Genomic DNA, 25,674 nt, shown 5'->3' with positions numbered 1-25,674 from the left:
CCTACTATCGAGAACGTTACTTGAGTCCGGCTCCAGGTAGCAGTTCGACGGCGCCAAGGGAGTCCGCGACGAAGGCATAGTCCCACGCGCGCTCGCGCCACTGCACGTACCGTCCCGATGCTCCGCCGTGTCCACCGTCCATCTCGATCTTCATGACGATGGGCGCCGTGCCCGTGGTCTCGGAACGCAGCACCTGGACCCATTTGGCCGGTTCAACGTAGAGCACGCGGGTGTCGTTGAAGGACGTGACCGCCGCGATCTGCGGGTACGAAACGGCCCGGATGTTCTCGTACGGGGTGTAGGACTTCATGTACTCGTACACCTCGGGATCCGTGATGGGGTTGCCCCATTCTTCCCACTCGAGCGCGGAGAGCGGCAGCTCGGGGTCCAGGATGGTGTTGAGCGCGTCCACGAACGGCACGGCCGCCACGATCGCCGCGTACTTTTCCGGCGCGAGGTTGGCCACGGCGCCCATCAGCAGGCCGCCCGCGGAGCCGCCCATGGCCGCGATCCGCTCCGGCGCCACCCAACCGGAGGACGCGAGCCAGTCCGTTGCCGCGATGAAGTCGGTGAAGGTGTTTTTCTTGTTGAGCTTCTTGCCGTCGTCGTACCAGCGCCTGCCGAGCTCGCCGCCGCCGCGGATGTGGGCGATCACCATGACGATTCCGCGATCGAGGAGGGACAGCCTGGCCACGCCGAAGCCGGGATCCATGCTGACCTCGTACGAGCCATAGCCGTACACCAGGCCGGCGGCGCTTGAGTCCCGCGCAAGGGAGGCGTGCCGCAACACGGACAGCGGGACGCGCGTGCCGTCCGCCGCCGTCGCCCATTCCCGGGTGGCCACGTAGTCGGACGCGGTGTACCCGCCCAGCACCGGGCTTTCCTTCCGCAGCAGCAGTTCGCCGTGCGGCAGCGCGGCGGTGGGCAGCACGAAGTCGTACACGCGCGACGGCGTGAAGTAGGACGTGTACCCGATGCGGATCACCGGCGCTTCATAGTCGGTTCCACCCACGCCGGCCGTGTACAGCTCCTCGTCGAAGGCGGGCTCCACGGCGGCGCCTTGCGCGGCGGTTCCCAGCCCGGCGAGCGGAAGCACCTGCACGCGTTCGATCGTGTCCTGCCGTACCGACACCACCAGATGCGTCGAGGTGACGCCCGCTCCGTTGACGCGAACGGCGTCGGAATGCCCGACGACGGTGCGCCAGTTCTGCTCGGACAGCGGCTTGGCGAACTCGGCCGGGTCCGCGATGGACACCATCGAGTTGATGGCGCCCTTGTTGTGGGTCAGGAGGATGGTCTCAGCTTTTTGTCCATCAACACCATCGAGGAGGAACGGCTCGGCCTCGTAGAGGATGTGTTCGTCGCGGGAAATCACGGTGGACAGGCCGGCGTCGAAATCGTCGAAGCGCAGCAGGCGCGTCTCGCTGAATTCCGAGCAGCCGATGCTCAGCACGAGGTACCTCCGGTCGGAGGAGAGCTCGAATCCGAGCCACATTGCGACGTCGTCCTCCTGGTAGATGACCTCGTCTTCACTGACGGGCGTGCCCAGGACGTGCGACTTTACTTGGTACGGGCGCCAGGAATCGTCAACCACGGTGTAGAAGATCCGGGTGCCGTCGGGGGAGAAGGCCACGCCGTAGAAGATGTTCTCGATGACGTCGGGCAGAAGTTCACCCGTGCGCAGGTCCTTGATGCGGAGCGTGAAGCGTTCCTCGCCGGAGTTGTCCACGGCGTAGGCATAGAGGTGGCCATCCAACGTCACGGCAGTACCGCCAATGGAGAAGAACGGCTTGCCTTCCGCCTCGGCGTTCCCGTCCAGCAGGACTTCTTCGCCTTGGAGTTCGACGCCGGGTTCCACCGCTGGCGGGGTCCAGTCCGCCACCGGGTTGCCCGAGTTCGCGGCCTGGACGCGGCACTGGATGCCATACTCCTTGCCCTCGACAGAGCGGGTGTAGTACCACCAGCCATCCCTGCGGCTGGGGACCGAGAGGTCCGTCTCCTGGGTGCGTCCCTTGATTTCCTGGAAGATCGCCTCCCGCAGCGGTTCCTGGTGTGCGGTGACGGCTTCCTGGTAGGCATTTTCAGCCTTCAAGTGCTCAATGACCTCGGAGGATTCCTTGTCCCGGAGCCATTCGTAGTTGTCCACGAAAACATCGCCGTGGTGCTCGCGGGTGTGCGGCACCTTCTTGGCGACGGGGGGAACTGGAGGCGTGGCAGGCTGGCTCATGGGGCAACTCTATAGAGGCCACCGACACGCGACCACCGATTTCGCTCAGAGCGGCCGTTCCGTCAGCACACCACCGTTCCTTGGAAATATTGACCCGTCCACACGTTGCCGGGAGATACCTGATACAGCCCCCGGATCTGGTAGGTCCACGTGCCCTTGGCTGCTGGGGACTTGGTGTAAGTTCCACTAGGCGCTGAGAAAGTGGATCCGCCGGGGTTTACAACCGAAAACTCGTATGACGTCGCGCGCGGGACTGTTCCATAGTTGTCGACAATGACGATCAGGCTACGGGCTACACAAGTGGCGGTAACACTGGCACCGGTTGGGGCAGGCATTGACATGGTACCTACGCTGGTTGACGCCGAGTCCATTCCAGAGAACGCGGCCTGCGCGATGCCGGGAGCGAAGACCAACACCGCAGCCGCTGCCAGGACCGCGGCGACGCGCCCCAACGCAGGCGTCTGCGCTGCGTCGGCGGTGCTCCGGCTTCTACGCAAGGTCAGCGGCTTTCTGTCAGGCCCGGTGGTCCATTCCATTCTCACCGCTTTCATGCGGTAAGGGCAGGGCATCCGGTTCGGTTCTGTGAAGAGGATTTTACGCGGCGCGCCGGGTGGTGTGACCGCCCAGGGCTTTTTCCAGCTGGGGTTGGTGCTGGCGGACGAGTTCCCCGGCGTGGGCTGCCGCGGTGTGATCGGTTGTGACCAAGGCGTGTTCGAGGCGGACGCAGTGCTGTTCCATCCGGAGCGCACCCACCATCGAGGAGCTGGTTTTCAGGCTGAGCACCGCATCCATCGCGAGGTCGCTGTCGCCGGTACTCAGTGCGTGGCTGATCTTGTCCACACGCTGGGGAAGCATCTTGGCGTAGGCGGCCGCGAACTTCTCGGCGGCCTCCTTGCTTTTCATTTCCCGTGCCAGGCGCTTGAGCGGGCGACGGTCAAAGGCCGGCAGGGCGGCGCTGGTGTCCACCTCGCCGTCGCCTTCGGGCTTTTTCCGCCAGATGGAGACGAGAACCATGACCACCAGGGCGGCCGGAGCGCCATACATCAGGACCTTCAGGACCACGGGATCACGAAGAGCGCGGATCGCGTTGCCCAGGTACGGGACGGTGAACACCTGGCGGTCTACCTGGCCTCCGGCCAACGTTGCTGTCCAGGGGTCGGCGCCGTTGTTCGCGTCGCCCTTGGTGCGGACGGTGGCAGTGCCTTGGTTGTTCACCGTCAGGTCGATGATCCGGTGGGTCTCCACCCGCTGGTCCTCCACCGGAATGTGGTAGGTGATGATGTCCCCGACCTTCAGGTTCTGGACCGCCACGGGAACGGTGACAACCACGTCTCCCGGGTTGATCAGCGGCGACATCGAGCCGGTGAGCATGGTGCTGGTCTGGTAGCCGAGGACGCGGGGCCCGACCGCGAGGAAAAGGAACGCAGCCACTGCCGCGACCATGATCGTGGTGGTGATGACGCTGACCAGCGCCCGGGCAATCTTCGACGCAACACCCGGGTTCTTGCCCGAGCCGGGCGTCGCCGTCGTGGTGGCCGTTCGGGAGACCCGCCGGGGGCGGACCAGTGATGCGGTCATGGCTGGGTCTCCGTTCTTGTGGAAGGCCCTCCGCCGTCGTTTGCATGGGGGGCTCGACGGCGGAGGGCTGGCTGGGTGGGGGTGTTACTGGTTGGTGGCGGTGCGCTGGGTGCCGGTGAAGCTGAAGGCGATGGTGCTGCTCTGGTTCTGCAGGGTGTTGTCTGCGGTGGAGGGCAGGGTGAGGGTGACGCGGAGGTTGTCGGTGTGTCCGGCGGTGACCGAGGTGAGGTTGGCCAGGGTGAGGTTGGCGCCGATGACGGGGCGGGAGGCGAGCACGCTGGTGGTGGTGCCGGAGCAGGTGTAGGTGTAGGCGGGGGCGGTGCCGGCTTCGGTCCAGGCGGTGGAGCAGTTATCGACGGTGACCTGCAGGCCCATGGTGCCAGTCCTGCCACGCCGGCAGCAGTGCCGACCAGGGCCAGGGATGCGATGACTTTGCCGGTGGTGGTTTTCAGGTTGAGACCCATGATCGTTTTCCGTTTCTTGAAGCCCGTGAGACCGGGACTTTGCTGTCCGATGTCCTCTACTTTCGGGCAGGTTTTTTAGGAAGCCGCAAGGTTCCCGCAAGCTTTTCTCGAAGTTTGGTTAAAGATTCGATCAAGTAGTTTTCGAGTGGTGGGAGGTAAATGCATTGCTGCCTCCCAGTAGTGGAAACGAGTAGCCCGCGGAGCTTCAGTAACCGTGGGCTGCCACATACTGCGGGAGGGTGTCGTCCCGCAGCGCCGCGGCCACTTCCCCGATCCCCGCGTAATCCGGCAGAACGATCGATTGTCCGTCCGGGGAAGTACCCGTGCCCGCGGTGGGCAAGGTGAAGAAGACTGATGCCGCGGGATCCACGGTGCGGAGTCCGTAGGCCAGGATGGCGACGGACATCGGGTCAAAGCCGTCGTCCACGGTGAGGTCATTGGCTGCGAATTGGACGAGTCCCAGCACGCTGGCAGGATTCTGCACGCCTCCCGAAAGCTTGACCAGGAGAGCGCGGAGGAACGTCTGCTGGTCGCGGACGCGCTGGTAGTCGCCGTCGACGAAGGCATGGCGCTCGCGGACAAACTCCAGGGCGGCCTGGCCATCCAAGTGGTTGATGCCGGCCACGAATTGATGCTGGGTCTCAATAGTGGAGGTGAACGGCAGCGTGACATTGACGTCGATGCCACCTAAGGCATCCGTCAGGAGCTTGAAGCCGTGGAAATCAAGCATGACCGTGTGGTCCACATGGGCGCCGAGCAGCGATTCCACCGTACGGACCACCAGGGGGGTGCCTCCCAGCCCAAGGGCCGAATTTACTTTTGACGCGCCGAAGCCGGGGATGTCCACCCAATTGTCGCGCATGATCGAAATACCGTAGACCTTGTGCCGGTCCGCCGGAACGTGGATCAGCATCAGGCAATCCGAACGTTGGTCCGATGCCTGGCCTGTTGTGATGGTCTGGTTGTTCTCCTCTTTGGCATTTTCACGGCTGTCGCTGCCGATCACCAGGATGTTCATTGGCGCCGCCGGAAGCTCCGGGATTGTCGGCGGGGCAGGTGCGGGGGCGGGTGCGGCAGCGGTTGGCTTACGGGTTTGAGTTGCCGACGGCGTGGGGGTCGCGGTGGGGCTTGAGGAGGACGGTGCGGAGGACGGGGTCTTGTTGGATCCGGCGATGACCGCGGCCAAAACCACCACCAGGGCCAGCAAAACTGCCAGTCCCGCCGCAAGCCACAGTCGCCGTCGTCCGTTCATGTCCGGAACGTATCACCCAGGTGGGTTAAAAACGCGGCAGGGAAGGCCTCATTTCGGCCACAAAAATCTCCCGGGCGCAGTCCTGGTGTCTCGACAAAATAACGTCTTGGTAGCACGATGAGAGATAAATCTCTCGCCTTCACATGGGCCGGTTTTGCCGTGTCCTTTCGGTTCCGTAATGGGGGGCTCTCGGCCCACGGAACCGGACGTTATCCCTGCGAGCAAGGGAGGATCCTGCATGGCCCCAACGCCGTGGCGCCGCGCCGTATGCGGGGGACGGGCAGCAGTTGCGAGCTGAAGTTCATAGGGAATTAAAAGAAACCGAGTCACCGTCAAACGACGCCATGGTCTCCGGCGCCTCAAAATTTCCAGGCTAATAACAGCCGGTCAGCAAAGATTTTCCTAAGGAATGAGTCTTATGACTGCTCATCCAAAACCCCTCTTATTGCCGCGCTTTCGGGCGCTCATGATTTTGCTCCTTGCCCTGGTATTGCCGGTCGCGCTCAGCGGCACAGCGGCAGCGGACACTGGCAAATCCCCAAGGACGTGGACCGTCCAGGTCGGCTCCGAATCGTCGGACCAGGCCATCCAGGGAATGTCCTTCCTGCCGAAGAACATCTACATCAATGCGGGTGACAAGGTCACCTGGGAGGCCAACGCGGCCGAAATACATACAGTCACGTTCCTGGCCGCCGGGCAAACCATCGAGTCCACGCAACCCTTTGATCCATTCAGTCCCCTCTATATATCCGCGCAGGGCGGCACCTCCTACGACGGGCACTCCTATTACAACTCCGGCGTGATGTCGAACGTCTCGAACAGTGGGTTCGCCGAAGTCGGTTCCTACACCTTGAAGTTCCCGGATGCCGGCGATTTCACGTACTACTGCCTGGTGCATGGCGCGGCCATGAAGGGCACAGTCCACGTGCGGGCCAAGGGTACGGACTACCCATACACCCAGGAGCAATACAACAACCGGGTAGAGCGGGCTGAACGGGCCATCATCCGTGACGGCAACCAGCTATGGAGCGACGCCCGCGACCAAGCGGACAACCACACCGTGATTGCCGGAGCCGACGACGGCGTGGCTAGTGTCATGCGGTTCATCGAGCCAAAGGTGGTCATCCATGTTGGCGAGAGCGTGAGCTTCGTGAACAACGGCATGGGCGAGCCGCACACGGTGACCTTCGGTGCCGAGCCGGCCAACCCGTTCCCGCCGCTGGGCGATCCGACGAATTATACGGGCGGGCAGCTCAATTCGGGTATCTTGCCGCCGGGCGTGACGTTCACGGTGACCTTCAACAAGGCAGGGGTGTACGACTACATCTGCGCACTCCACGACTACTTTGGAATGGTCGGCAAGGTGGTGGTGAAGGACTAGCTGCTGATTCGAACGCATACTGGGGCTTGTTTCCCGTACGTGGTAGTTTCTTGCATATCCGGGGCTGGTTTCCTGCATGTGCGCTACAAACACCCGGCCGGGAACCAAGCCCCGGGTTGCGGCGGGCCGTGAGCAGGCGGTGCGCACCGCCGTCGTACGCGTTGTATTCTGTACGCTTAGCTGAATTAATAAGCAACCTTATGAAATGAGTCTTTGCGCCATGTTGGACAGCCCTCATACGTACTCGAGTGCACTGGGCGCCCCCGGCTTTCCGGCCGGAACTTTCCTCTTTGACCCGCTCACCGGGAAAGCGGAATGGTCCGACGGGCTCTTCAATCTCCACGGCTACCAGCGTGGGGAAGTAGTGCCCACGCTCGAGCTGCTGATGTCGCACAAGCACCCGGATGACCGGCCGCGGGCCATGGAGATCCTGGCTCAGGTATTCCGCGAGGGCGGACACTTCTGCATTTACCACCGGATCATCGACGCGCAGGGACATGTCCGCAGGGTCCTGACGGCGGGGAATGCGCAACGGGGCCCCTCGGGCACCGTCGCGCTCGAGGGGACCACGGTGGACCTGACGTCCACGCTGCGGCGGGAAACCGAGCAGGCGGCGCGTGACGCCGTCGCGGGCGCCAATGCGACGCGGGGCGTCATCAATCAGGCACGCGGCATCCTGATGGGGCGGTTGCTCCTCAGCTCCGAGGCCGCCTTCAAACTGCTGGCGGGTTGCAGCAGCATGACGAACGTCAAAGTCGCAGTCCTCGCCTCCCACCTTGTTCGCGTGGCTGACACCGACGCGGGGCCGGAAGCAATGGACGAGTTCATCCGTGTTCTCCAGGCCTGCGACCAAGCGGCGGTGAAACGCGCGTTGAGCCCGCAGTAAGAAGCCGGCCGGCCCAGCCATCGCCTCGCGCCCGACGGCGTGGCAGTATGTTGTGGGTCAGGCTCGATGAGGGCGTCTCCGCGACAAGGAGCGACGGTCATGACCTACATCTACAACTTCGCCGATGTCCAGGCAGCGGACGTCGCCGTGGCGGGCGGCAAGGGCGTCGGGCTGGGCAACCTGGTCCGCGCCGGGCTGCCGGTCCCTCCCGGGTTCGTGCTGACCACCGCAGCGTATGAGGCCTTCGTGGATGCCAACGGGATCCAAGCGCGCATCGAGGAGCTGGCGACCCTCCCGTCCGAGGCCGCGCCGCAGGATTACGAGGACGCCTCGGCCGCGATCCGGGACCTTTTCACCGGCGGGACCATGCCTGCGGCCATCGCATACGAGCTCGCCGCCGCTTATGAACGGCTTCGCGGCGGCGAGGGCGGCGAGGGCGGGCCCGAGGGCGGCGAGCGGCCCGACGGCTTCCGGGGCGACGACGGCGACGGCGACGGCTCCCGGGGCGACGACGGCGGCGACGGCGCGCCCGTGGCGGTGCGCTCGTCCGCCACGGCCGAGGACCTTGCCTCGGCCAGTTTCGCCGGGCAACAGGAAACCTACCTCAACGTCCGCGGGGCGGAAGCGTTGGATGCCGCCGTCGTCGACTGCTGGTCTTCCTTGTGGACGGCGCGGGCCATGGCCTACCGGAACCGAGAAGGCATTGCGCCTGGCGACGTACGCCTCGCGGTGGTTGTCCAGCGAATGGTGGAGGCCGAGGCCGCCGGAGTCATGTTCACCGCCAATCCGGCCAACGGTCGCCGCGACCAGATCGCGATCAGTGCCGCGTGGGGCCTGGGGGAGTCCGTGGTCAGCGGAACCGTCACCACGGATGACCTCGTTGTCGAAGCGGGAACGGGCAGCGTGCTCTCCCGCCGGACGGCCGACAAGGAAGTCATGACTGTGTACGCCGAGGGCGTCCCGGACCGCGCCGCCGACCGCGCTGCCGACGTCGCGCCGGACCAAGGAGGCACTACGGAGCAGCCGGTCCCGGCGGAACATCGCAACCGGGCCGTGCTCGACGACGGGGCTGCCGCCGCGCTGGCCCGCTATGGAACGAGGATTTCGGACTACTTCGGAACTCCGCAGGACATCGAATGGGCGCGGGCGGACGGCAATTTCTTCATGCTGCAATCCCGACCCATCACGGCATTGCCTGAACCCGTAGCCGATACCCCGGACACCTGGCCGTTGCCCTACCCGAAGGGGCTCTACTTCCGGGCCAGCATCGTGGAACAACTGCCGGACCCGCTCTCGCCCCTGTTCGCCGACCTCATCGACGGCTCGGTGACCAGGTCCCTCAAGGCCCTGATGAACGAGGCCGTCGGGAGCGAAGTGGTCAGGGACGGCGACGTCGGGCTGCCCACGATCAACGGGTACGCGTACTACTACTACCGCACCGCGGCGATGTGGCGCGTGATGGGCAAGGTTGGTCCCGCCGTGGTCGCCTTGGCTCGTGGCAAGGCGCACATGGGCTTGGCTGGCTGGAGGGAATTCTCGCATCCGCGCTATAAGCAGGTGCTCGAGGACTGGTCCGCAAAGTCCCTGGGGGAGCTTTCGGGAGAGGAGCTGCTTGCGGGTGTCCGGACGCTGCTCGACGCCGGAACCGTGTACTACACGGCCGTGGAGTCCGTCATACCGATCGCCGCCACGAGCGAAATTTCCTTCCGCGCGTATTACGACAAACTCATCCGACGCGCCGGAGATCCTTCGGCGGAGACATTCCTCCTCGGCTACGACAGTGAACCCATACGTGCAGAGAAATCGTTGTACGACCTCGCCGCGTGGGCCCGGGAAGTCGAGGGGCTCGCCCCGGCAATCCTCAATCAACCGACGGCCGCACTGGCCGAGTCGCAGCGAAACTGGCTCCCGCCTGCCGGCATGGACCCGGCCCTTTGGCAGCAATGGCGTCCGCGTTTCCAAGCCCACCTCGATCGCTTCGGCCATGCGGTCTACAACCTGGATTTCGCCAGCCCGGTGCCGGCCGACGATCCTTCGGCGCTATTGGACACGGTGAAGTTCTACCTCCGGGGCCAAGGCAACGATCCGCATGAGCGCCAGCGGCTCTCGGCCGCCCGGCGGGAGGACCAAACCGAGCGCATACTCGCCCGGCTCGGACGGACCCGGCTCGGGCGGAGTCGTAGGGCGCCGTTCATCCGTCTGCTCCGGTGGGCGCAGAAGTCCGCACCGATCCGCGAAGACGCGCTCGCCGACGTCGGGCTCGCCTGGCCGCTGATCCGGCGGATGCTGCTCGAACTCGGACAACGGCTGGTCTACTCCGGCGTCATCGCCCGTCCCGCCGACGTGTTCTGGCTGCGGCAACAGGAGCTGCAAAGCGCCGTCGAGTTCGGCCTCGCCGCGCCGCAACCGCCGGGCTCGACGGAACCGCCCGCACCCGTGGCCGTGGCAATTACCGGGGCGGCGCGCCCCGTCCGCGCCGACGTCGTCGACGAGCGCAAGATGCTTTGGCGCGGCCAGGCCAAGGCGGCCGCGCCGCAACTGCTGCCGGAGACCCGTTGGATGAAGGGCGCTTTCGAATCGATGATGCCGGCACGCTCCCAGGACCAGCCGGGCGACGTCATCAAAGGGGTGGGCGCCAGTGCGGGCCGGGTCAGTGCTCCTGCGCGTGTGCTGGGCGGGCCCCAGGATTTCAGCCAGATGGCGCCCGGCGAGGTCCTGGTTGCCCGTATCACCACTCCCGCGTGGACCTCGCTGTTCGCGATGGCCTCCGCCGTGGTCACGGACGTTGGCGGCCCGTTGAGCCACAGCTCCATTGTGGCGCGGGAGTACGGCATCCCCGCCGTGCTCGGCACCGGAGTCGCCACCCAACGGCTCACGAGCGGCCAACAAATCACCGTCGACGGCGACGCGGGCACGGTGACCGTCGAACCCCCGCCCGCCTAGCGTTGCGCCCCCCCTCCGACGCCCGCTCACTTTTGGGGTGTTTTCGGCGGACGCTCGCTCATTTGATCTGAGCGAGGGTTCGGGGATTTGGCCGTATATCCGAGCGAGGGTTCCGGGATTCGGCCGTATATGTGAGCGAGGGTCCAGGGGTGGGGCCCGACGGCGGCGGGGCGGTTGCGCTGTTGGGGCACCTTTGGGTTGTGCCCCCTCGGACGCTCGCTCACTTATGTCGTGTTTTCTGCGGACGCTCGCTCACATATGGGGTGTTTTCGGCGGACGTTCGCTCACATATGGGGTGTTTTCGGCGGACGTTCGCTCACTTGATCCGAGCGAGGGTTCCGGGATTTGACCGTATATCCGAGCGAGGGTTCCGGGGGTGGGGCCCGATGGCGGCGGGGCGGTTGAGCTGCTTTCCCACCTTTGCTCGGGCTCGGCAGGAAAGCCCGAGATCGCAAGGGTTTCCCTAGGTTTAACCCAAGAAATGCGCAGGATCGCGAGTCTTGACACAGGAAGTCCCAAGGACTGCTCCACGGGGCATTTGGCGTTGCTAAGTTGCTAGAGAGCTGGTGCTGGACCAGCCCACATTCCCCAACTCGCTCAGGAGTTTCACATGTTTTCTCTGGTCTCAAACACCGCGTCCCGCATCCGTCGTGACGAAACCGGCGCCACCGCCGTCGAGTACGGCATCATGGTCGCCCTCATTGCTGTTGTCATCATCGTCGCTGTCACGCTGCTGGGTGGAAACCTGAAGGAGACCTTCAGCAACACGGCTTGTAGCGTGAAGGGCGGCGTCTACACGGCGGCAACCGCTACGGTTCCCGGCTCCTGCTCCAAGTAAGTACACCCCACTCAGGGTTGAACGTTAGCCCGGGGCATGTGCCCCCGCTACGTTCGCCGATACATGCTAGGAGATTCAGTGCTTTCCAACGTCCTAAAATCCATGTCCCGCGCGCAGCGTGACGAAACCGGCGCCACCGCCGTCGAGTACGGCATCATGGTCGCCCTCATCGCTGTTGTCATCATCGTCGCTGTGTCACTGCTCGGCGGGAATCTCGTCGAGACCTTCAACAGCACGGCTTGCAGCGTCAAGGGCGGCGCTTGGACCGGGACCGTCGCTGCATCCGGTTCGACGGCGGCAGTTCCCGGCAGTTGCTCGAAGTAGCCGTCACCGCAGGAGCCAGTTTGGTGGGTGGGGCTCAAATCCCACCCACCGACACCCCTTTTTTCTAGAGGCTCCCTTCTTGTTTCAACAGCACGCGACTCCACAGCACGAAAGGCAGACTCTCATGGCCAGGGCAGCAGAGCGCGGTGCCGTGGCGGTCGAATTCGCGTTGCTGGCACCAATCTTGGTCATGCTGCTCCTGGGCATCATGGAATTCGGCAGGGCCTATAACGCGCAGGTATCGCTCTCAAATTCAGCCCGGGAAGCGGTCCGGGTTATGGCGATCTCGAATGATCAAACGGCGGCAAAGACAGCAGCTAAGAACGCAGGCGTCTCGCTGAATCCAAAACTGCAGGACACGAATTTCGTCTTCACTCCCGCCAGCTGCACCTCGGGCGCCCAAATGTCCGTGACGATCAACTACACCCTCAGCACCCTCACGGGAATCGCGGGGCCTTTTCCCATGCAAGGCGTAGGAGTCATGGTATGCAGCGGCTGAGGGGCGAGGAGAGCGACGGCGAACGCGGAGCGGTAGCGGTCCTCGTCGCGCTCATGTTGGTGGTGCTGCTCGGTTTTGCAGCCATGGCAGTGGATGTAGGAATGCTGTACTCGGAAAGGGCGCAGGTCCAGAACGGGTCCGACGCCGCGGCCCTCGCAGTGGCACAAAAGTGCGCCGCCAACACGAGCGATCCGAACTGCTCATCGACGTCTCCCATCGCAAGCAGCATCGCAAACAAAAACGCCATCGACGGTTTGAACAACATCAAGTCCGTCAGCTTGGATCTGACGAACCGGCAAGTCACCGTGACCGCCGGAGCCCAGCAGGCGGGCGGCGCGCCGAACGCCGTCTCGCTGTTCTTCGCCCGCGTCCTGGGCTTCAGCTCGAGCGACGTTGTGACCACGTCCAGTGTTCAGTGGGGGAGCGCCGTAGCTGGTAGAACCGCCTTTCCCCTCGTATATTCCATCTGCCAGGTGCAGGGATACATCGGCGGAGCCCTCCAGCTTCTTCAGGATCATGGCTCCGGTGCCAATCCCAGCTGCAATTACGGCCCTTCAGGCGCCACGGTTGCCGGGGGATTTGGCTGGATTGTCCAAGATCCCGGCGTGTGCGGCGGCACCATAAACCTCGCGGCGAGTGAAGGCGGGAGCGCGCCGGGCAACAGCACACCGGGTAACTGCGCAACCACCCTTCAAAAGTGGGCAGATACCATCACCGCTGGTCGGGACGTCGTCGTTCTGCTTCCGGTCTTCGACGCTGTCACAGGTACGGGAAGCGGCGCCGTTTACCATCTGGTGTCCTTCGCCGCATTCAAAGTGACCGGGTGGAAGTTCAGCGGCAACAACAGTCTTCCCGACAGCTTCCGCAACACGAATTCCGATGTCTCCAACGCTCTTGCATGTACCGGAAACTGCCGCGGGATCATCGGGAGTTTCGTTAAGTACGTTTCGCTGGCGGATGGCTACTCGCTGGGCCCGGTAGACGCGTTTGGGGCGACCATTGTCCGCCTCACCAATTAGCTTTCATCCATTCATTGAGCACAGGAGTAGTAAGTGAAGTCACGCTTGTTGGCCGGATCGGCAGCGGCACTGCTGGCCGTCGTCGGGGTGATTCTCGTCTTCTCCTACGCTCAGGGCGCGGACCAGCGGGCTGTCCAGAACCTGGCTCCGGTTGACGTGTTGGTTGTCAAGGCCGCGATCCCGGCCGGCACCTCCGTGGACGCCATGAAGGATTCCGTCGTTACCCAGCAAATGCCGGGATCGGCCGTGCCAAAGACAGCGCTACACACGCTCGGGGATTCGGCAGGCAAGGTCGCCGCCGTCGACCTCGTCCCTGGCGAGACTTTGGTGGCCGAACGTTTGGTGGCCCCGGATGCACTCAAGACTCCGGGGGATGTCAAGGTGCCGGCAGGGCTTCAAGAGGTCTCCTTTCAACTGGAACCCCAGCGGGTAGTCGGGGGACTGCTGGTTCCAGGTGATCACGTCGGAATCTTCATCTCCATGGCGAATGGTGGAATCGAGGCGAAGCCGGACAAGGAAACCACTGAATTGGCGATTCACAAGGTTCTTGTGACCATGGTGCAGCGCGCCCCGCAGCCGGCAGCGAGTGCACAGGCGACGCCGAATCCGAGTTCCGGTGCGGCCGGCTCCAAAGACAGCGCGCTTCCTACGGGCTCCCTCATGCTCACCGTTGCAGTGAGCGACGTGGACGCATCCAAGATTGTCTTCGCCGCCGAGTTCGAAAAGATCTGGCTCAGCAAAGAGCCGTTGGATGCCAAAGACAGTGGTCCCACCGTCATGCAGAAGAGCGGGGTATACAGGTGAGCCGTTTTGTCCTGATAACCCCCAATACCGATTTTGACCAACGGCTGCGCCAAGCTGTTGCGGGTGGCCTGCCCGGAAGCGTGCAGACATTCTTCACGAGCGTTTTGCCTGCCGATCCTGCTGAGCTGTTTGGCGCGCTCAATCAGGAACAACTCGAAGTGCTGATTCTGGGACCTGACGTTCCCGTTGAGGACGCCCTTCGCTTGGCTACCGTCTTCGATGTGCAATTGCCGGAGCTGAGCGTGATCCTTGTGAGCGAATTGGATCCGTCTTTCGTGCTCCAGGCCATGCGGTCCGGTATTCGCGACATCATGAGCCCGGCAGCGGACGTGGCCCAGATACGGATCATGCTTGAGCGCGCATGCCAGTCTTTCGCCAGCCGGCAGCGCACCATGGAACCCAAGCAATCGGGCTCCCCGAAGGGCTTGGTGATCGGCGTCTTTTCGCCCAAGGGTGGCGTGGGCAAGACGACCATCGCCACAAACATCGCCGTGGGGCTGGGGAAGATCGCGCCCATGAGCGTGGTGATCGTCGACCTGGACCTGCAATTCGGTGACGTCGCCTCCGGGCTCTACCTCAATCCGGAACATACTGTTACCGACGCCGTCACGCCGTCGGCCAGCCAGGATTCCTTGGTACTCAAGGCCTTCCTGACGGTCCACCCCGCAAGCATTTATGCCTTGTGTGCGCCGAAGGACCCCGTTGAAGCAGACGAGATCTCGCCGGAACAGGTGGGCAGGCTCCTCGAACAGCTCGCCCAAGAGTTCCAGTACGTGGTAGTGGACACGGCACCCGGACTACCCGAAATCGGGCTTGCTGCCCTCGAACAATGCTCGGACGCTGTCTGGGTGACGGGCATGGACGTTCCTAGCGTCCGCGGCCTTCGCTCCGGCCTGGACATTCTCCGCAGGCTGAACCTCCTGCCGGAAACCCGGCACGTGGTGCTCAACATGGCTGATTCCAAGTCGGGGCTGTCGGTCCAGGACGTCGAATCGACCGTCGGTGCTCCGGTTGACGTGAGTATCCCTCGATCGAAAGCCGTCGCATTCTCAACAAATCGCGGCATTCCCGTGCTCCAGGACTCGGTAAAGGATCCGGCCGTCAAAGGGCTCAAGCAACTTGTGGAGCGGTTCAATCCCACGTGGCGTGCCACGGCGCAGCGCAAACTGCACAGAAGGGTAGTGGTCTAATGAAGCTTTCCGAACGCCTGCATGCTGCCGAGGACAAGGTCGAGGTGTCTGTCGGCCGGAGGGTCGCAAACACGCCGTCTTCGCCCAAACCGACGTTCGCTGAGTCCACTCAGCAAATCATGTCATTTCCCGCGGGGAAGCCTGGCAGCGCGGTAAAATCCCACACGTCAGTCAAGCTGTCCGACGTCCCTGACTCGCCGAAGCTCAGGACCCCGCAACCGGTGGACGCTTTCGCTGCCCTCAAGCAGCGCGCCGCTACGGCGCTGTTCGAGCGACTTGGGGCAAGGTTCAACGACTCGAGCGTCAGCGAACAGGAGTTGCGGTCTACTGCTCGGGAAGAGCTCATCCGGATCATCGACGGCGAGCAGGTTCCATTGTCCGCGGACGAACGCAGCAGGCTCGTGGCGGACGTGGCGGATGACGTCCTTGGCTACGGGCCGCTTCAACGATTGCTGGACGATGCAGACGTTACCGAAATCATGGTCAACAGGATGGACCAGATTTACGTCGAAAGAAAAGGCAAGCTGACCTTGACGGATTCCGGCTTCAGCTCCGAGGACCATCTCAGGAGGGTCATCGAACGCATTGTTTCGAAGGTGGGGCGCAGAATCGATGAGTCGTCACCCCTCGTTGATGCGCGACTTGAGGACGGGTCCCGAGTCAATGCCGTGATCCCTCCCCTCGCGGTGGGCGGATCGTCGCTGACCATCCGAAAATTCAGCAAAATACCGTTGACCATCAGGAACCTGATCGACTTCGGCACGCTCACACCCGAGATGGCTGAGCTCCTTAACGCTTGCGTCAAGGCGAAGCTGAACATCATTGTTTCCGGGGGTACCGGAACGGGTAAGACCACGTTGTTGAATGTCCTGTCTTCTTTCATCCCCGAGGACAACCGGATTGTCACGATTGAGGACGCCGTAGAACTGCAGATCCAACAGCAACATGTGGTCAGGCTTGAGAGCAGGCCGCCGAACACGGAGGGCAAGGGTGAAGTAACCATCAGGGAGTTGCTCAGGAACTCCCTCCGTATGCGGCCGGACAGGATCGTCGTCGGCGAGGTCCGCGGCGGAGAGTCCCTCGATATGCTTCAGGCGATGAACACCGGGCACGACGGTTCACTCTCAACGGTGCACTCAAATTCCCCTCGCGATGCGGTGGCACGCCTTGAAACCTTGGTGCTCATGGCCGGCATGGACCTGCCGCTGCGCGCAATCCGCGAGCAAATTGCCTCGGCCGTGAATCTCATCATCCAGATCTCCCGTTTGCGGGACGGAACGCGCCGAATCACACACGTCACCGAGGTTCAAGGGATGGAAGGCGACATCGTCACTCTCCAGGACGCCTTTGTTTTCGACTACTCGGCTGGTGTTGACGCCCACGGGATGTTTCTTGGAAGGCCCGTCCCGACGGGTATCCGTCCGCGGTTCATCGACCGCTTCGATGACCTGGGCATCCGCGTTTCTCCCGGGGTATTTGCCGCTCCCCTGGCAACTGCAACAGCAGCAAGGACGTGAGTGGAACATGGTGCTCATGATCGGAATGGCCTTGATGCTTTCAGCCATCCTGTTTTTCGGGGTGGCTGTGATTTTGCCGAAAACCCCGGAAGTTCCGTTCGATAGGAGGCGTCCGTATCACGAAGGCTCGGGGTCCCAGCTGACGCGGTTTGCAGGTTCTGCCACCGAGGTACTTCACGGGGTTCTGGCCAGGCGCAACGTGCGGCTCTTCAATCGTGAAGAACTGGAGAATGCCGGACTGCGGATGAGCCAGGCGGATTTCTTCATCCTTGTGATTGCGGGTGCACTCGTGGGTGCCTTGATCGGGCTGGTGATCGGGGGCCCGTGGGTGGCCATCCTATTCTTCATCCCGGCACCCTTCGTTGCCCGGCTCATCCTCGGTTCCCTGGCTGGCAAAAGGCGCGGGAAATTCGACGCTCAGCTTGGCGACACCCTCCAACTACTGTCCGGCGGCTTGAGGGCCGGACACAGCATCCTCCGCGCCATCGACGCTGCGGCCAATGAATCGGCCAGCCCGACTGCAGAGGAAATGCGCCGGATCATCACCGAGACAAGCCTTGGCCGCGATCTCCAGGCCTCGCTCAACGACGCAGCGGAGCGAATGCGGAGCGAGGACTTTGTGTGGATCGCGCAGGCCATCCAAATCAACCGCGAGGTGGGTGGAAACCTCGCGGAGGTCTTGGACCAAGTCAACGAGACCATACGTGAACGCAGCGAGATCAAGGGACATATCAAATCCTTGGCCGCGGAGGGAAAGTTCTCCGGATACATCCTGATGGCGCTTCCGTTCGGCATCGTGACCATGCTTATGGTTGTCAACCCCGGCTACATGGACGTGATGTTCTCCAATCCGCTCGGCTGGGGAATGATAGCGGGTTCAGCCATCCTGATGACCATTGGCGGTCTCTGGATGCGCAAGATCATCGACTTGAAATTTTGAGGTGACGCGTGAATCCCTCTCTCCTCCTCTCACTGCTATTAGTTCCCCTGCCTGTCGCCTACCTGGCTTGGTCGTTCCTCTCGGTTGACCGCAAAACCCAGCGCGCCGTCCAGGAGCTTTTGACGCAGGGTCAAAGTGTTGCCGAGGCCGGTCCACAAAATCGTGGCGGCGCACTCGAGTACATTGGTTACCGCCTGACGCCTGGAAGCTACGTCCAGAAGCTGGATCGGCTGATCGCGCTGGCTGGCCGCCCGCCGTCGCTCCCTTTGGGACGCGTCCTCGCGGCTAAGCCCTTCCTTGGATTATGCGGAGCGCTCTTGGGCCTATTCATCAGTGCCAACAGCTCGAGTGGGATCATCAAGCTCGTAGGGATTTTTGTTGTATTGCTTGGTTACTTCATTCCGGATCTTTTGCTCTACAGCAAAGGACAAGAGCGTCAAAAAGCCTTGCAATTGGAACTCGCAAATACCATGGACCAAATGCTGATATCGGTCGAGGCGGGCCTAGGTTTCGAAGGAGCATTGGCCCGCGCCGGGGAAAACGGGAAGGGGCCGCTGGCCGAGGAGTTGGTGCGGACACTGCAGGACATGCAAGTTGGACGGAGCCGCCGCGAGTCCTATCTGGCACTGGCCGAGCGTACCAACGTTCCTGAGCTCCGAAGCTTCGTGCAGGCCGTAATTCAGGCGGACACATACGGCATTGCGATCAGCCGGGTCCTGCGGGTCCAGGCAAAGGTGATGAGGGTGAAGCGCCGCCAACGCGCCGAAGAAAAGGCAATGAAGCTTCCGGTCATGATCCTCTTCCCTCTTCTGTTCTTCATCTTCCCGGTGCTGTTCATAGCGATCCTGGGTCCGGCAGTCATCAACACCATAACCACGTTCAGCGGAGGCTGAGCGCAATATCACATTCTCCGAATTGGGCGGACCAGATGAAAAAGGCTTAAATCAAGAAAGGCCTAAGATTTCCTTAAGATAGCCATAACTTCGGTTTTTCCGGAAATTCAGAAAGTAGCATTGGGCTATGTTCAGTTCAGGTTCCAGCGAGGTCAACGAGGATTCAGATCCGAGCCATCCCGGCTCAGTCGACGACTCTACTGGGCTGCCCATCGTCCCGCTGGCCGAACATCCCATACTGGATCTCGCGGAATTCCAACTCCTGGAAGACCAAGTGGACAATCCGCTGATCGCACGCACGTTTGCCGGCGACTTCGCAAAACTCTGGGTTAAGCGATACGAAATCCTGGCCACCGCCGTCGAGCGCGGCGACGTGGCCGCGGCCCTGAACGCGGTCCTAAGCCTCCGAACCTCGTCAATTATGGTTGGCGGTGTTCGCCTCGCGGTGCTTGCAGCGCAACTGGAGGAACGCATTCGAAAAAGTGAATTGCGGGAGGCTCGGCCCCTCCTCAAGGAAGTTGCGGAATGCGGGCATCTGACGGTCCAGGAACTAAAGGACAGCTACGTACTCCGGAACGATTGACCTTCGCCGGCTCAATCTGACCTTTTCGGTGTCAGGCGATACCCGACTCCCCGGACGGTCTGTAGAAATCGCGGCGATTGTGGATCTTCACGGAGCTTTCGGCGGAGGTTGCCGATGTGGGTCTCAACAGCCCGTTCGTCGGCGTCGCTGATGTACGCATCGTCGTCGTAGTAGTCTCCGCGGGCCGCCCTCACAAGGTCAGCGCGCGTCCGCACCTCGCCCTTGGCCCGAAGCAGGTCATAGAGAAGATCGAACTCGCTTCGCGTCAGAGTCAGGACCGAACCTTGAAGCGTCACCATGCGTGACTTGTAGTTCAGGGCCAAGCCGTTGTGCTTGATCACCGCTCCGTCGGGCCCTCCGGTCCCGGCCGAACCACCGCCGCCGGCCGAACCACCGCCGCCGGCCGCACCGCCGTCGGGACCCAAGCCCGAACCGCCGTCGGGACCCAGGGCCGAACCGGGCACGTAACCCACGCGACCTTCCTCCGGCAACGCAAGCCTGCCCTCCGCAAGCCTGCCCTCCGCGCGAGGCCGCCGCATCATGGCGGTGACTCTGGCCCTCAATTCACGGGGCAAGAACGGTTTCTTGACGTAGTCGTCCGCGCCGGTCAGGAATGCCGTCAACGTGTCCGGCTCGTCGCGCCTGGCCGTCAGCATCACGACATATGCGTCGCTGAATTGCCGAATCCGACGCAGGACCTCGTGGCCGTCCATATCCGGAAGCCCGACGTCGAGTGTCACCACCGAGGCGTGGTGGTCCCGTACGACCTCCACCCCTTCGCGTCCGGTGGCGGCAGAATGCACCACAAATCCAGCTTCTTTGAGGATGGCGTCAACCAGATTTCGTACATCTTCGTCATCCTCAATGACTACAGCTACCCCAGGCTCGCTCATTGGACATCCTTGTGGGTGCACATCGCCGCACAGCCCAGCGCAATGCGGTAAATGCCACCCAAATACTCACGATACAAGCATTGAAGCCATCTGGCATCTAATATGTGGATTAAGCGCTGCTCCGAACTTCCAGTTGGATCGTTCGGGGCGTCGTATTGTGGTTCCTTGGGGGGAATAGTGGGCTCTGTGCGGTTCCTTCGGGAATCGCGTGGAGCAGTAATTGGTTCGCGAATCTCCAACGAAGGGTCTCGACTTTGAGTGAGCAGCCATTTTTCCGCGCGGCCGCCCGTTTCTTCAGGAAACTCACGCCTCGCGCCCGCCTGGCTGTCTGTGAATTGCCGCTAACGCTTATCATCGCGGGCTTGGCGATCGCAGCCCCAACCCTTTGGCCAGGCTTAATCCAAAATTGGTTGTTCGTCACCGGAGTCGTCCTCCACGGCATCCTGTTCCTGGGCTGTCTGCTGGTTCCTTGGGAGAGATTGTCGCCAAGCGCGGGCCTGGCAATCCCTATTTTGGATTTTGTTGCCCTGTGGTTCACTCGAAACGGCGCCTTCAGCGCGGTACCGGGCCTCATCACGTTGGCTATCTTTCCCGTGATCTGGTTGTCTGCCTCGGGCATGCTTTCCAGGACAAGCCTGATCCTCAGCTTTGTGGGTCCTTTCCTCATCGCGATTCCGCCGGTCATTTCGCACATGCCCCGTCCGACGTCGTCAGACATTTCTTCAGTACTGCTTTTGCCCCTCATGATGTTTGCAATGGCAGTCTCCATTCGTCTGGCCGGCTCAAATGCCCGTCTGCAGCAACGGCGGGTAAGCCAGCGGGATCAGGCCCTGCGGCAATTGTTGGCCGCGAGCAGGGAGCGGGAAACGCTGCTCAAGACAATCCTGGACACGATCGACGTCGGAATTGTCGCCGTCGATTCGAAGGGCGAAACACTCCTGATCAACAACCAACAAAATGCATTCATAAAGATGGCAATGCCCGCGGAAGGCTCGCGGGGACCCGGGGAACAAGACTGGCTGGTTTTCGGCCAGGACCGGCGGACGCCAGTCCCACTTGAAAAGGGCCCTGTTCGGAGGGCCGTTCAAGGGGAAACATATTCCGACTATCTGCTGTGGTTTGGCGCCGGTACCGGCCAACGGGCCATCTCAACCGCCGCGCGGGGTATGAAAAGCGAGCTCGACGACGGGTTTGGTGGTGCGGTGATCGTTTTCAAGGATGTGACGGATGTTGTCGATGCCCTTGCCGCCAAGGACGAACTGGTTGCTAACGTTTCGCACGAATTCGGTTCGCCGCTGACATCGATCCTGGGCAACATCGATCTTGTGCTCCGCGGCGACCAGGAGCTCCAACCAGCAACAAGGCTTGGCTTGGAAGTTGCGGAGCGGAATGCCGAGCGGCTCCGGGCCTTGGTGGAGGACCTGCTCTCGTCAGCCGCGGCAGTAGAGAGCGTGCACCTGCGGCGCACGGATTTGGCAGGGTTGGTCGAAAACAGCCTGGTTTCTGCTCGGGCGCAGGCCGACGCCGCGCACGTGGGACTCGTCGCTGACGTTCCGGCACCCCTGTGGGCGAACGCCGACCCCTTGAGGCTGGGCCAGGCCTTGGACAATCTGGTATCCAACGCGATCAAGTATTCACCCGGTGGCGGACTCGTGACCATCAGGGCCGAGCGGAACGACGGTTGGGTCCAGCTCGAAGTGAAGGACACGGGAATGGGCATGACCACCGACGAGTCGGCCAGGATTTTTACCCGGTTCTTCAGGACAAATGCTGCCCGTCAAGCCGCGATACCCGGCGTCGGCCTCGGGCTGTCCATTACCAAGTCCATCGTGGAACGACATGGAGGCAGCATCTCCTGCAGCAGCGAACCCGGTAGTGGAAGCACCTTCACAGTGGCGCTGCCGGCTGGCCAACCCCAGGAACCGTCACAGGCCGGCGCGCCCGCACTGTATTAGGCCGGGACTGTAGTGGGTCCGTTCCCGGACCGGGTAACTGCACGCGGCGGCAAGTAGTCAGCCGCGCAAAGTAGAGTACCCACTACTCGTGACCGGCCCCGGAGCCGCCAGATTGACTGGAACCCAGTTGGTCTCAATGCAGTTCCTGGTCTCTGGGGGTTATCCGTATGTGTGTTTCCTGCAGTCCTGTTGTGTCCTTTCCGCGTCCCATGGTGACGGGGGCAGTCCGTTGAGCGCGGGGATGGAATCCGCTTCCATGTTCGCCGGTTCGCTGCCCGGGCTCATTCTGATGGACCTGGGCCAGGCAATGGTGGTGGTTTGCGTGTGTTTCGACATGGTCCGTGCCATGTCCGTGCCACGGTCGCATCGGCGCTATGTCGCCAACACCATCTTCAAGACCCTGGCAGTGCCGTCGATTCTCGTCATGGGCGTCAGCGTGCTGGCCAAGGCGATCCAATGGAATTGGGCCGACGTGGCAATGGGCGTTTTCGTGATTGTGATGATCATCTTCCGCTGGCACCAAGACAAGGACGAGGACAGCTGGTGGAAAGGCAAAGGCAAGAAGCTGGCCCGCTGGGCGCGGAAGCAACTGACACCGCGACCCGCCTTGATCCCGGCGTCGGCCTCAGCCTAAGCGCCCACCCCTCCCGACGCTCGCTCACCTTTGGGGTGTTTTCCGCCGACCCTCGCTCAGATGATCTGAGCGAGGGTCGCCGCATTTGGCCATATACGTGAGCGGGCGTCGGGGGGAAAGGGCCATATATCTGAGCGAGCGTCGCTGTCGGTACGCCGGGAAAGGTCCGTTAGTGCCCGACGGCGGCAGTCCCGTTGCGCTGTCGTCCCGCCTTTGCGCCGTGCTCACCCCAGACGCTCGCTCACCTTTGGGGTGTTTTCCGGCGACCCTCGCTCAGATGATCTGAACGAGGGTCGCCGCATTTGGCCATATATGTGAGCGGGCGTCGGGGGAGAGGGCCATATATGTGAGCGGGCGTCGGGGGAGAGGGCCATATATGTGAGCGGGCGTCGGGGGAGAGGGGCGTATATGTGAGCGGGCGTCGGGGGAGAGGGGCGTATATGTGAGCGGGCGTTCCGTTGCCCCGCCCCGCCCCGCCCGGCCTGCTCCACCTGTTGCGTGTAGTGATGCAACGCTTGACGCATCTCGCGCCTTCCGCATATTCTGAACGAACGGTCGGTAAATATTTAGGAGCAACCATGGCATCGCAGAATCTGCAGTCTGTGCCCGCTGAGCTGTCCCCCGAAGAGCTTGAGCGGGAACGGGCCGGTCAGGCGTATTTTGACCGCATCATCTCTGAGGATTCGCGCATCGAACCCCGCGACTGGATGCCGGAGGCCTACCGCAAGACCCTGCTCCGCCAGATCTCGCAGCACGCGCACTCGGAGATCATCGGCATGCAGCCGGAAGCCAACTGGATCACCAGGGCTCCGAGCCTCAAGCGCAAGGCCATCCTCATGGCCAAGGTGCAGGACGAGGCAGGCCACGGGCTGTACCTCTACTCGGCCGCGGAAACCCTCGGCCAGAGCAGGGACAAGATGACCAGCGACTTGATCGCCGGCAAGGCCCGCTACTCGTCCATCTTCAACTACCCCGCGATTTCCTGGGCGGACATGGGTGCGATCGGCTGGTTGGTGGACGGTGCCGCGATCTGCAACCAGGTTCCCCTGTGCCGTGCTTCCTACGGACCCTACGGACGCGCRATGGTGCGCATCTGCAAGGARGAGTCSTTCCACCAGCGCCAGGGTTTCGAGATCCTCCTTGAATTGTCCAACGGCACGCCCGCCCAGAAGGCGATGGCCCAGGACGCGGTCAACCGCTGGTACGCGCCGGCGCTGATGATGTTCGGCCCGCCCGACGACGATTCCCCCAACTCCAAGCAGTCCATGGCCTGGAACATCAAGCGGTTCAGCAACGATGAGCTCCGCAGCCGCTTCGTCGGCATGATGGTGGAGCAGGTCAAGGTCCTGGGCCTCACGCTCCCGGACAAGGACATCCGTTTCAACGACGAAACCAAGAAATGGGAGCACGGGCCCCTGGACTGGAACGAGTTCAAAGACGTTCTCGCCGGGAAGGGTCCCTGCAACGCGCAGCGGCTTGAGCGCCGGCGCGAAGCGCACGACGACGGCGCTTGGGTCCGCGAAGCGGCCGCCGAATACGCGCGCAAGCAAGCAGAAAAGGAAGACGCAGCATGACCACGCCAGCCCACGAGACCAACGAACCCCACGAGACCCCCTGGAGCCTCTGGGAAGTCTTCGTCCGCTCCAGCCGCGGCCTGTCCCACGTCCACGCCGGCTCCTTGCACGCTCCTGACGCGGCGATGGCGCTGCGCAACGCCCGCGATCTGTACACGCGCCGCAACGAAGGCGTGTCCATCTGGGTGGTTCCGGCCGATGCTATTTCCTCGAGCGACCCGGATTCCAAGGGCTCCTTCTTCGAGTCCCCGCAGGGCAAGGACTACCGCCACGCGACGTATTACACCAAGAGCGAAGGCGTGAAGCACCTGTGACCGCCCCCGAAAACCCCGCAAACGCAAACGAAAACAACCCAGACTTCGCCATCGAGGGCCACGGCGATATCTCCGTCGGAGTCAAAGGCGCGGGTGCTTCCGGAGACGGTTCGGCAAGCGCCACGCGCATCACGCCCGGGAACGCCCTGCGCCCGGAGGACATCGCCCTCGAAATCCGCAAGGGACAAGTCAAGCCAAGTGAAGACGTCGCGGAGTACGCCCTGCGCATCGGCGACGACGGCCTGATCCTGGCCCAGCGCCTGGGTCACTGGATCTCCCGCGCACCCGAGCTCGAGGAAGACGTCGCCCTGGGCAACATCGCGCTCGACCAGCTCGGCCACGCCCGTTCCTTCCTCACCTACGCCGGAGCGGCGTGGGACAAGTCCGAGGACGATCTGGCGTACTTCCGCCGGGAGCACGAGTTCCGTTCCGCGCACCTGTTCGAGCAGCCCAACGGGGACTTCGCCGTCACCATCGCCCGGCAGTTCATCGTGAGCTACTACCAGTTCGAGCTCTACAAACGGCTAACCGGCTCGAGCGACAAAACCATCGCAGCCATCGCGGCGAAGGCCCTCAAAGAGGTCGACTACCACCGCGACCACAGCGCCCAGTGGGTCCTCAGGCTTGCCGGCGGCACGGAAGAATCCCGCCGTCGTATTGTCCAGGCTTTCAAGCTCGTCTGGCCGTACGTGGAGGAACTCTTCGAAGACGACGAGCTCACGGCCCGCCTGGCGGAAAGCGGAGCAGGCGTGCAGCCCTCCAGCCTCCGCGCGGACTTCGACCGGCTCACGGGCGAGATCCTGGGCGAAGCCGGCCTCGATGCCGCTTCGGGGGGCGAACTCGGTCTCGAACGCATTCCGCAGGCTTCAGGTGGCGGCCGCCAAGGTAAGCATTCCGAGCACTTGGGCTACCTGCTCGCCGAGATGCAGGTGCTTGCCCGCGAACATCCCGGTGCAAGCTGGTGAC

General features: G+C 62.7%; 24 protein-coding genes. 19 read left to right on the top strand and 5 right to left on the bottom strand.

Annotated elements, in window-relative coordinates; genetic code table 11:
* Window positions 1-16: 16 nt before the first annotated feature.
* Complete coding sequence (locus AB4068_RS07850) at window positions 17-2,227, bottom strand: S9 family peptidase (protein WP_441433094.1); 2,211 nt, start codon at window positions 2,225-2,227, stop codon at window positions 17-19.
* A gap of 339 nt (window positions 2,228-2,566) precedes the next feature.
* Here AB4068_RS07850 and AB4068_RS07845 point away from each other — a divergent pair, with 339 nt between their 5' ends.
* Window positions 2,567-2,785 (top strand): hypothetical protein, encoded by a 219-nt coding sequence (locus AB4068_RS07845; RefSeq protein ID WP_332602679.1) that lies wholly within the window; start codon window positions 2,567-2,569, stop codon window positions 2,783-2,785.
* A 36-nt stretch (window positions 2,786-2,821) separates the two neighbouring features.
* Here AB4068_RS07845 and AB4068_RS07840 read toward each other — a convergent pair whose 3' ends face one another.
* The 3 genes from AB4068_RS07840 to AB4068_RS07830 form a co-directional block, all read right to left on the bottom strand.
* On the bottom strand, window positions 2,822-3,805 hold the full coding sequence (locus AB4068_RS07840; RefSeq protein ID WP_441433093.1) for a signal peptidase I: 984 nt from the start codon (window positions 3,803-3,805) through the stop codon (window positions 2,822-2,824).
* Between the two features lie 84 nt (window positions 3,806-3,889).
* Complete coding sequence (locus tag AB4068_RS07835) at window positions 3,890-4,180, bottom strand: hypothetical protein (RefSeq protein WP_441433092.1); 291 nt, start codon at window positions 4,178-4,180, stop codon at window positions 3,890-3,892.
* 294 nt (window positions 4,181-4,474) lie between these two features.
* Complete coding sequence (locus AB4068_RS07830) at window positions 4,475-5,521, bottom strand: LCP family protein (protein ID WP_441433091.1); 1,047 nt, start codon at window positions 5,519-5,521, stop codon at window positions 4,475-4,477.
* 418 nt (window positions 5,522-5,939) lie between these two features.
* Between AB4068_RS07830 and AB4068_RS07825 the strand changes: the two genes are divergently transcribed.
* The 13 genes from AB4068_RS07825 (at window position 5,940) to AB4068_RS07765 (ending at window position 19,338) form a co-directional block, all read left to right on the top strand.
* Window positions 5,940-6,902: a plastocyanin/azurin family copper-binding protein gene (locus AB4068_RS07825; protein ID WP_441433090.1), complete on the top strand. Its 963-nt coding sequence runs from the start codon at window positions 5,940-5,942 to the stop codon at window positions 6,900-6,902.
* A 220-nt stretch (window positions 6,903-7,122) separates the two neighbouring features.
* Window positions 7,123-7,788, top strand: coding sequence for a PAS and ANTAR domain-containing protein (locus tag AB4068_RS07820; protein WP_284990042.1), 666 nt, complete (start codon window positions 7,123-7,125; stop codon window positions 7,786-7,788).
* Between the two features lie 99 nt (window positions 7,789-7,887).
* Window positions 7,888-10,731: a PEP/pyruvate-binding domain-containing protein gene (locus tag AB4068_RS07815; RefSeq protein ID WP_441433089.1), complete on the top strand. Its 2,844-nt coding sequence runs from the start codon at window positions 7,888-7,890 to the stop codon at window positions 10,729-10,731.
* Between the two features lie 610 nt (window positions 10,732-11,341).
* The gene (locus AB4068_RS07810; protein WP_441433088.1) at window positions 11,342-11,569 is read left to right on the top strand and encodes a Flp family type IVb pilin; all 228 of its coding nucleotides are present in this window, start codon (window positions 11,342-11,344) and stop codon (window positions 11,567-11,569) included.
* Between the two features lie 78 nt (window positions 11,570-11,647).
* A complete protein-coding gene (locus AB4068_RS07805) occupies window positions 11,648-11,893 on the top strand; it encodes a Flp family type IVb pilin (RefSeq protein WP_284990039.1) in 246 nt (81 codons plus the stop codon).
* A 124-nt stretch (window positions 11,894-12,017) separates the two neighbouring features.
* Window positions 12,018-12,392, top strand: a complete 375-nt coding sequence (locus tag AB4068_RS07800) for a TadE/TadG family type IV pilus assembly protein (RefSeq protein WP_284990038.1) — start codon at window positions 12,018-12,020, stop codon at window positions 12,390-12,392.
* A complete protein-coding gene (locus AB4068_RS07795; protein ID WP_284990037.1) occupies window positions 12,380-13,411 on the top strand; it encodes a Tad domain-containing protein in 1,032 nt (343 codons plus the stop codon). The genes AB4068_RS07800 and AB4068_RS07795 overlap by 13 nt, the downstream gene beginning before the upstream one ends.
* Before the next feature lie 33 nt (window positions 13,412-13,444).
* Complete coding sequence (gene cpaB / locus AB4068_RS07790) at window positions 13,445-14,215, top strand: Flp pilus assembly protein CpaB (RefSeq protein WP_284990036.1); 771 nt, start codon at window positions 13,445-13,447, stop codon at window positions 14,213-14,215.
* A complete protein-coding gene (locus AB4068_RS07785) occupies window positions 14,212-15,405 on the top strand; it encodes an AAA family ATPase (protein ID WP_284990035.1) in 1,194 nt (397 codons plus the stop codon). The genes cpaB and AB4068_RS07785 overlap by 4 nt, the downstream gene beginning before the upstream one ends.
* A complete protein-coding gene (locus AB4068_RS07780; protein ID WP_441433087.1) occupies window positions 15,405-16,922 on the top strand; it encodes a CpaF family protein in 1,518 nt (505 codons plus the stop codon). Before AB4068_RS07785 ends, AB4068_RS07780 begins: the two co-directional genes overlap by 1 nt.
* Window positions 16,923-16,929: 7 nt before the next feature.
* Window positions 16,930-17,862 carry a type II secretion system F family protein gene (locus AB4068_RS07775; protein ID WP_284990033.1) on the top strand — a complete coding sequence of 311 codons (933 nt, stop codon included), beginning with the start codon at window positions 16,930-16,932 and terminating at the stop codon, window positions 17,860-17,862.
* An 8-nt stretch (window positions 17,863-17,870) separates the two neighbouring features.
* The gene (locus tag AB4068_RS07770; RefSeq protein ID WP_284990032.1) at window positions 17,871-18,755 is read left to right on the top strand and encodes a type II secretion system F family protein; all 885 of its coding nucleotides are present in this window, start codon (window positions 17,871-17,873) and stop codon (window positions 18,753-18,755) included.
* A 127-nt stretch (window positions 18,756-18,882) separates the two neighbouring features.
* Window positions 18,883-19,338: an Hpt domain-containing protein gene (locus tag AB4068_RS07765; protein WP_284990031.1), complete on the top strand. Its 456-nt coding sequence runs from the start codon at window positions 18,883-18,885 to the stop codon at window positions 19,336-19,338.
* Between the two features lie 11 nt (window positions 19,339-19,349).
* Here the strand turns inward: AB4068_RS07765 and AB4068_RS07760 are convergent, their stop codons facing one another.
* Entirely contained in the window at window positions 19,350-20,231 is an 882-nt protein-coding gene (locus AB4068_RS07760; protein WP_441433086.1) for a response regulator transcription factor, read from the bottom strand.
* Window positions 20,232-20,641: 410 nt separating this feature from the next.
* Here AB4068_RS07760 and AB4068_RS07755 point away from each other — a divergent pair, with 410 nt between their 5' ends.
* The 5 genes from AB4068_RS07755 (at window position 20,642) to paaC (ending at window position 25,673) form a co-directional block, all read left to right on the top strand.
* Complete coding sequence (locus AB4068_RS07755) at window positions 20,642-22,186, top strand: sensor histidine kinase (protein WP_253257456.1); 1,545 nt, start codon at window positions 20,642-20,644, stop codon at window positions 22,184-22,186.
* 241 nt (window positions 22,187-22,427) lie between these two features.
* Window positions 22,428-22,820 carry a hypothetical protein gene (locus tag AB4068_RS07750; RefSeq protein WP_059389568.1) on the top strand — a complete coding sequence of 131 codons (393 nt, stop codon included), beginning with the start codon at window positions 22,428-22,430 and terminating at the stop codon, window positions 22,818-22,820.
* A gap of 578 nt (window positions 22,821-23,398) precedes the next feature.
* A complete protein-coding gene (paaA, locus tag AB4068_RS07745) occupies window positions 23,399-24,394 on the top strand; it encodes a 1,2-phenylacetyl-CoA epoxidase subunit PaaA (RefSeq protein WP_441433085.1) in 996 nt (331 codons plus the stop codon).
* Entirely contained in the window at window positions 24,391-24,708 is a 318-nt protein-coding gene (gene paaB / locus AB4068_RS07740; protein ID WP_284990026.1) for a 1,2-phenylacetyl-CoA epoxidase subunit PaaB, read from the top strand. The genes paaA and paaB overlap by 4 nt, the downstream gene beginning before the upstream one ends.
* Entirely contained in the window at window positions 24,705-25,673 is a 969-nt protein-coding gene (gene paaC / locus AB4068_RS07735) for a 1,2-phenylacetyl-CoA epoxidase subunit PaaC (protein ID WP_441433084.1), read from the top strand. Before paaB ends, paaC begins: the two co-directional genes overlap by 4 nt.
* Window position 25,674 lies beyond the last annotated feature (1 nt).

The sequence above is a fragment of the Arthrobacter sp. 2RAF22 genome (assembly GCF_052115325.1).
Classification (GTDB): Bacteria; Actinomycetota; Actinomycetes; order Actinomycetales; family Micrococcaceae; genus Arthrobacter.
The sequence above is the reverse complement of the archived record's forward strand: the minus strand, read 5'-3'. Positions and strand labels throughout refer to the sequence as shown.

Excerpts from the sequence above, each read along its gene's own strand:
- AB4068_RS07835 (WP_441433092.1), bottom strand. The coding sequence starts at position 4,180 with ATGGGCCTGCAGGTCACCGTCGATAACTGCTCCACCGCCTGGACCGAA.
- paaB (WP_284990026.1), top strand. The coding sequence starts at position 24,391 with ATGACCACGCCAGCCCACGAGACCAACGAACCCCACGAGACCCCCTGG.
- AB4068_RS07795 (WP_284990037.1), top strand. The coding sequence starts at position 12,380 with ATGCAGCGGCTGAGGGGCGAGGAGAGCGACGGCGAACGCGGAGCGGTA.
- AB4068_RS07830 (WP_441433091.1), bottom strand. The coding sequence starts at position 5,521 with ATGAACGGACGACGGCGACTGTGGCTTGCGGCGGGACTGGCAGTTTTG.
- AB4068_RS07780 (WP_441433087.1), top strand. The coding sequence starts at position 15,405 with ATGAAGCTTTCCGAACGCCTGCATGCTGCCGAGGACAAGGTCGAGGTG.
- AB4068_RS07820 (WP_284990042.1), top strand. The coding sequence starts at position 7,123 with ATGTTGGACAGCCCTCATACGTACTCGAGTGCACTGGGCGCCCCCGGC.
- AB4068_RS07840 (WP_441433093.1), bottom strand. The coding sequence starts at position 3,805 with ATGACCGCATCACTGGTCCGCCCCCGGCGGGTCTCCCGAACGGCCACC.
- AB4068_RS07760 (WP_441433086.1), bottom strand. The coding sequence starts at position 20,231 with ATGAGCGAGCCTGGGGTAGCTGTAGTCATTGAGGATGACGAAGATGTA.
- AB4068_RS07850 (WP_441433094.1), bottom strand. The coding sequence starts at position 2,227 with ATGAGCCAGCCTGCCACGCCTCCAGTTCCCCCCGTCGCCAAGAAGGTG.
- AB4068_RS07800 (WP_284990038.1), top strand. The coding sequence starts at position 12,018 with ATGGCCAGGGCAGCAGAGCGCGGTGCCGTGGCGGTCGAATTCGCGTTG.
- AB4068_RS07845 (WP_332602679.1), top strand. The coding sequence starts at position 2,567 with ATGGTACCTACGCTGGTTGACGCCGAGTCCATTCCAGAGAACGCGGCC.
- AB4068_RS07775 (WP_284990033.1), top strand. The coding sequence starts at position 16,930 with ATGGTGCTCATGATCGGAATGGCCTTGATGCTTTCAGCCATCCTGTTT.
- AB4068_RS07765 (WP_284990031.1), top strand. The coding sequence starts at position 18,883 with ATGTTCAGTTCAGGTTCCAGCGAGGTCAACGAGGATTCAGATCCGAGC.
- AB4068_RS07810 (WP_441433088.1), top strand. The coding sequence starts at position 11,342 with ATGTTTTCTCTGGTCTCAAACACCGCGTCCCGCATCCGTCGTGACGAA.
- AB4068_RS07815 (WP_441433089.1), top strand. The coding sequence starts at position 7,888 with ATGACCTACATCTACAACTTCGCCGATGTCCAGGCAGCGGACGTCGCC.
- AB4068_RS07750 (WP_059389568.1), top strand. The coding sequence starts at position 22,428 with ATGGAATCCGCTTCCATGTTCGCCGGTTCGCTGCCCGGGCTCATTCTG.
- AB4068_RS07825 (WP_441433090.1), top strand. The coding sequence starts at position 5,940 with ATGACTGCTCATCCAAAACCCCTCTTATTGCCGCGCTTTCGGGCGCTC.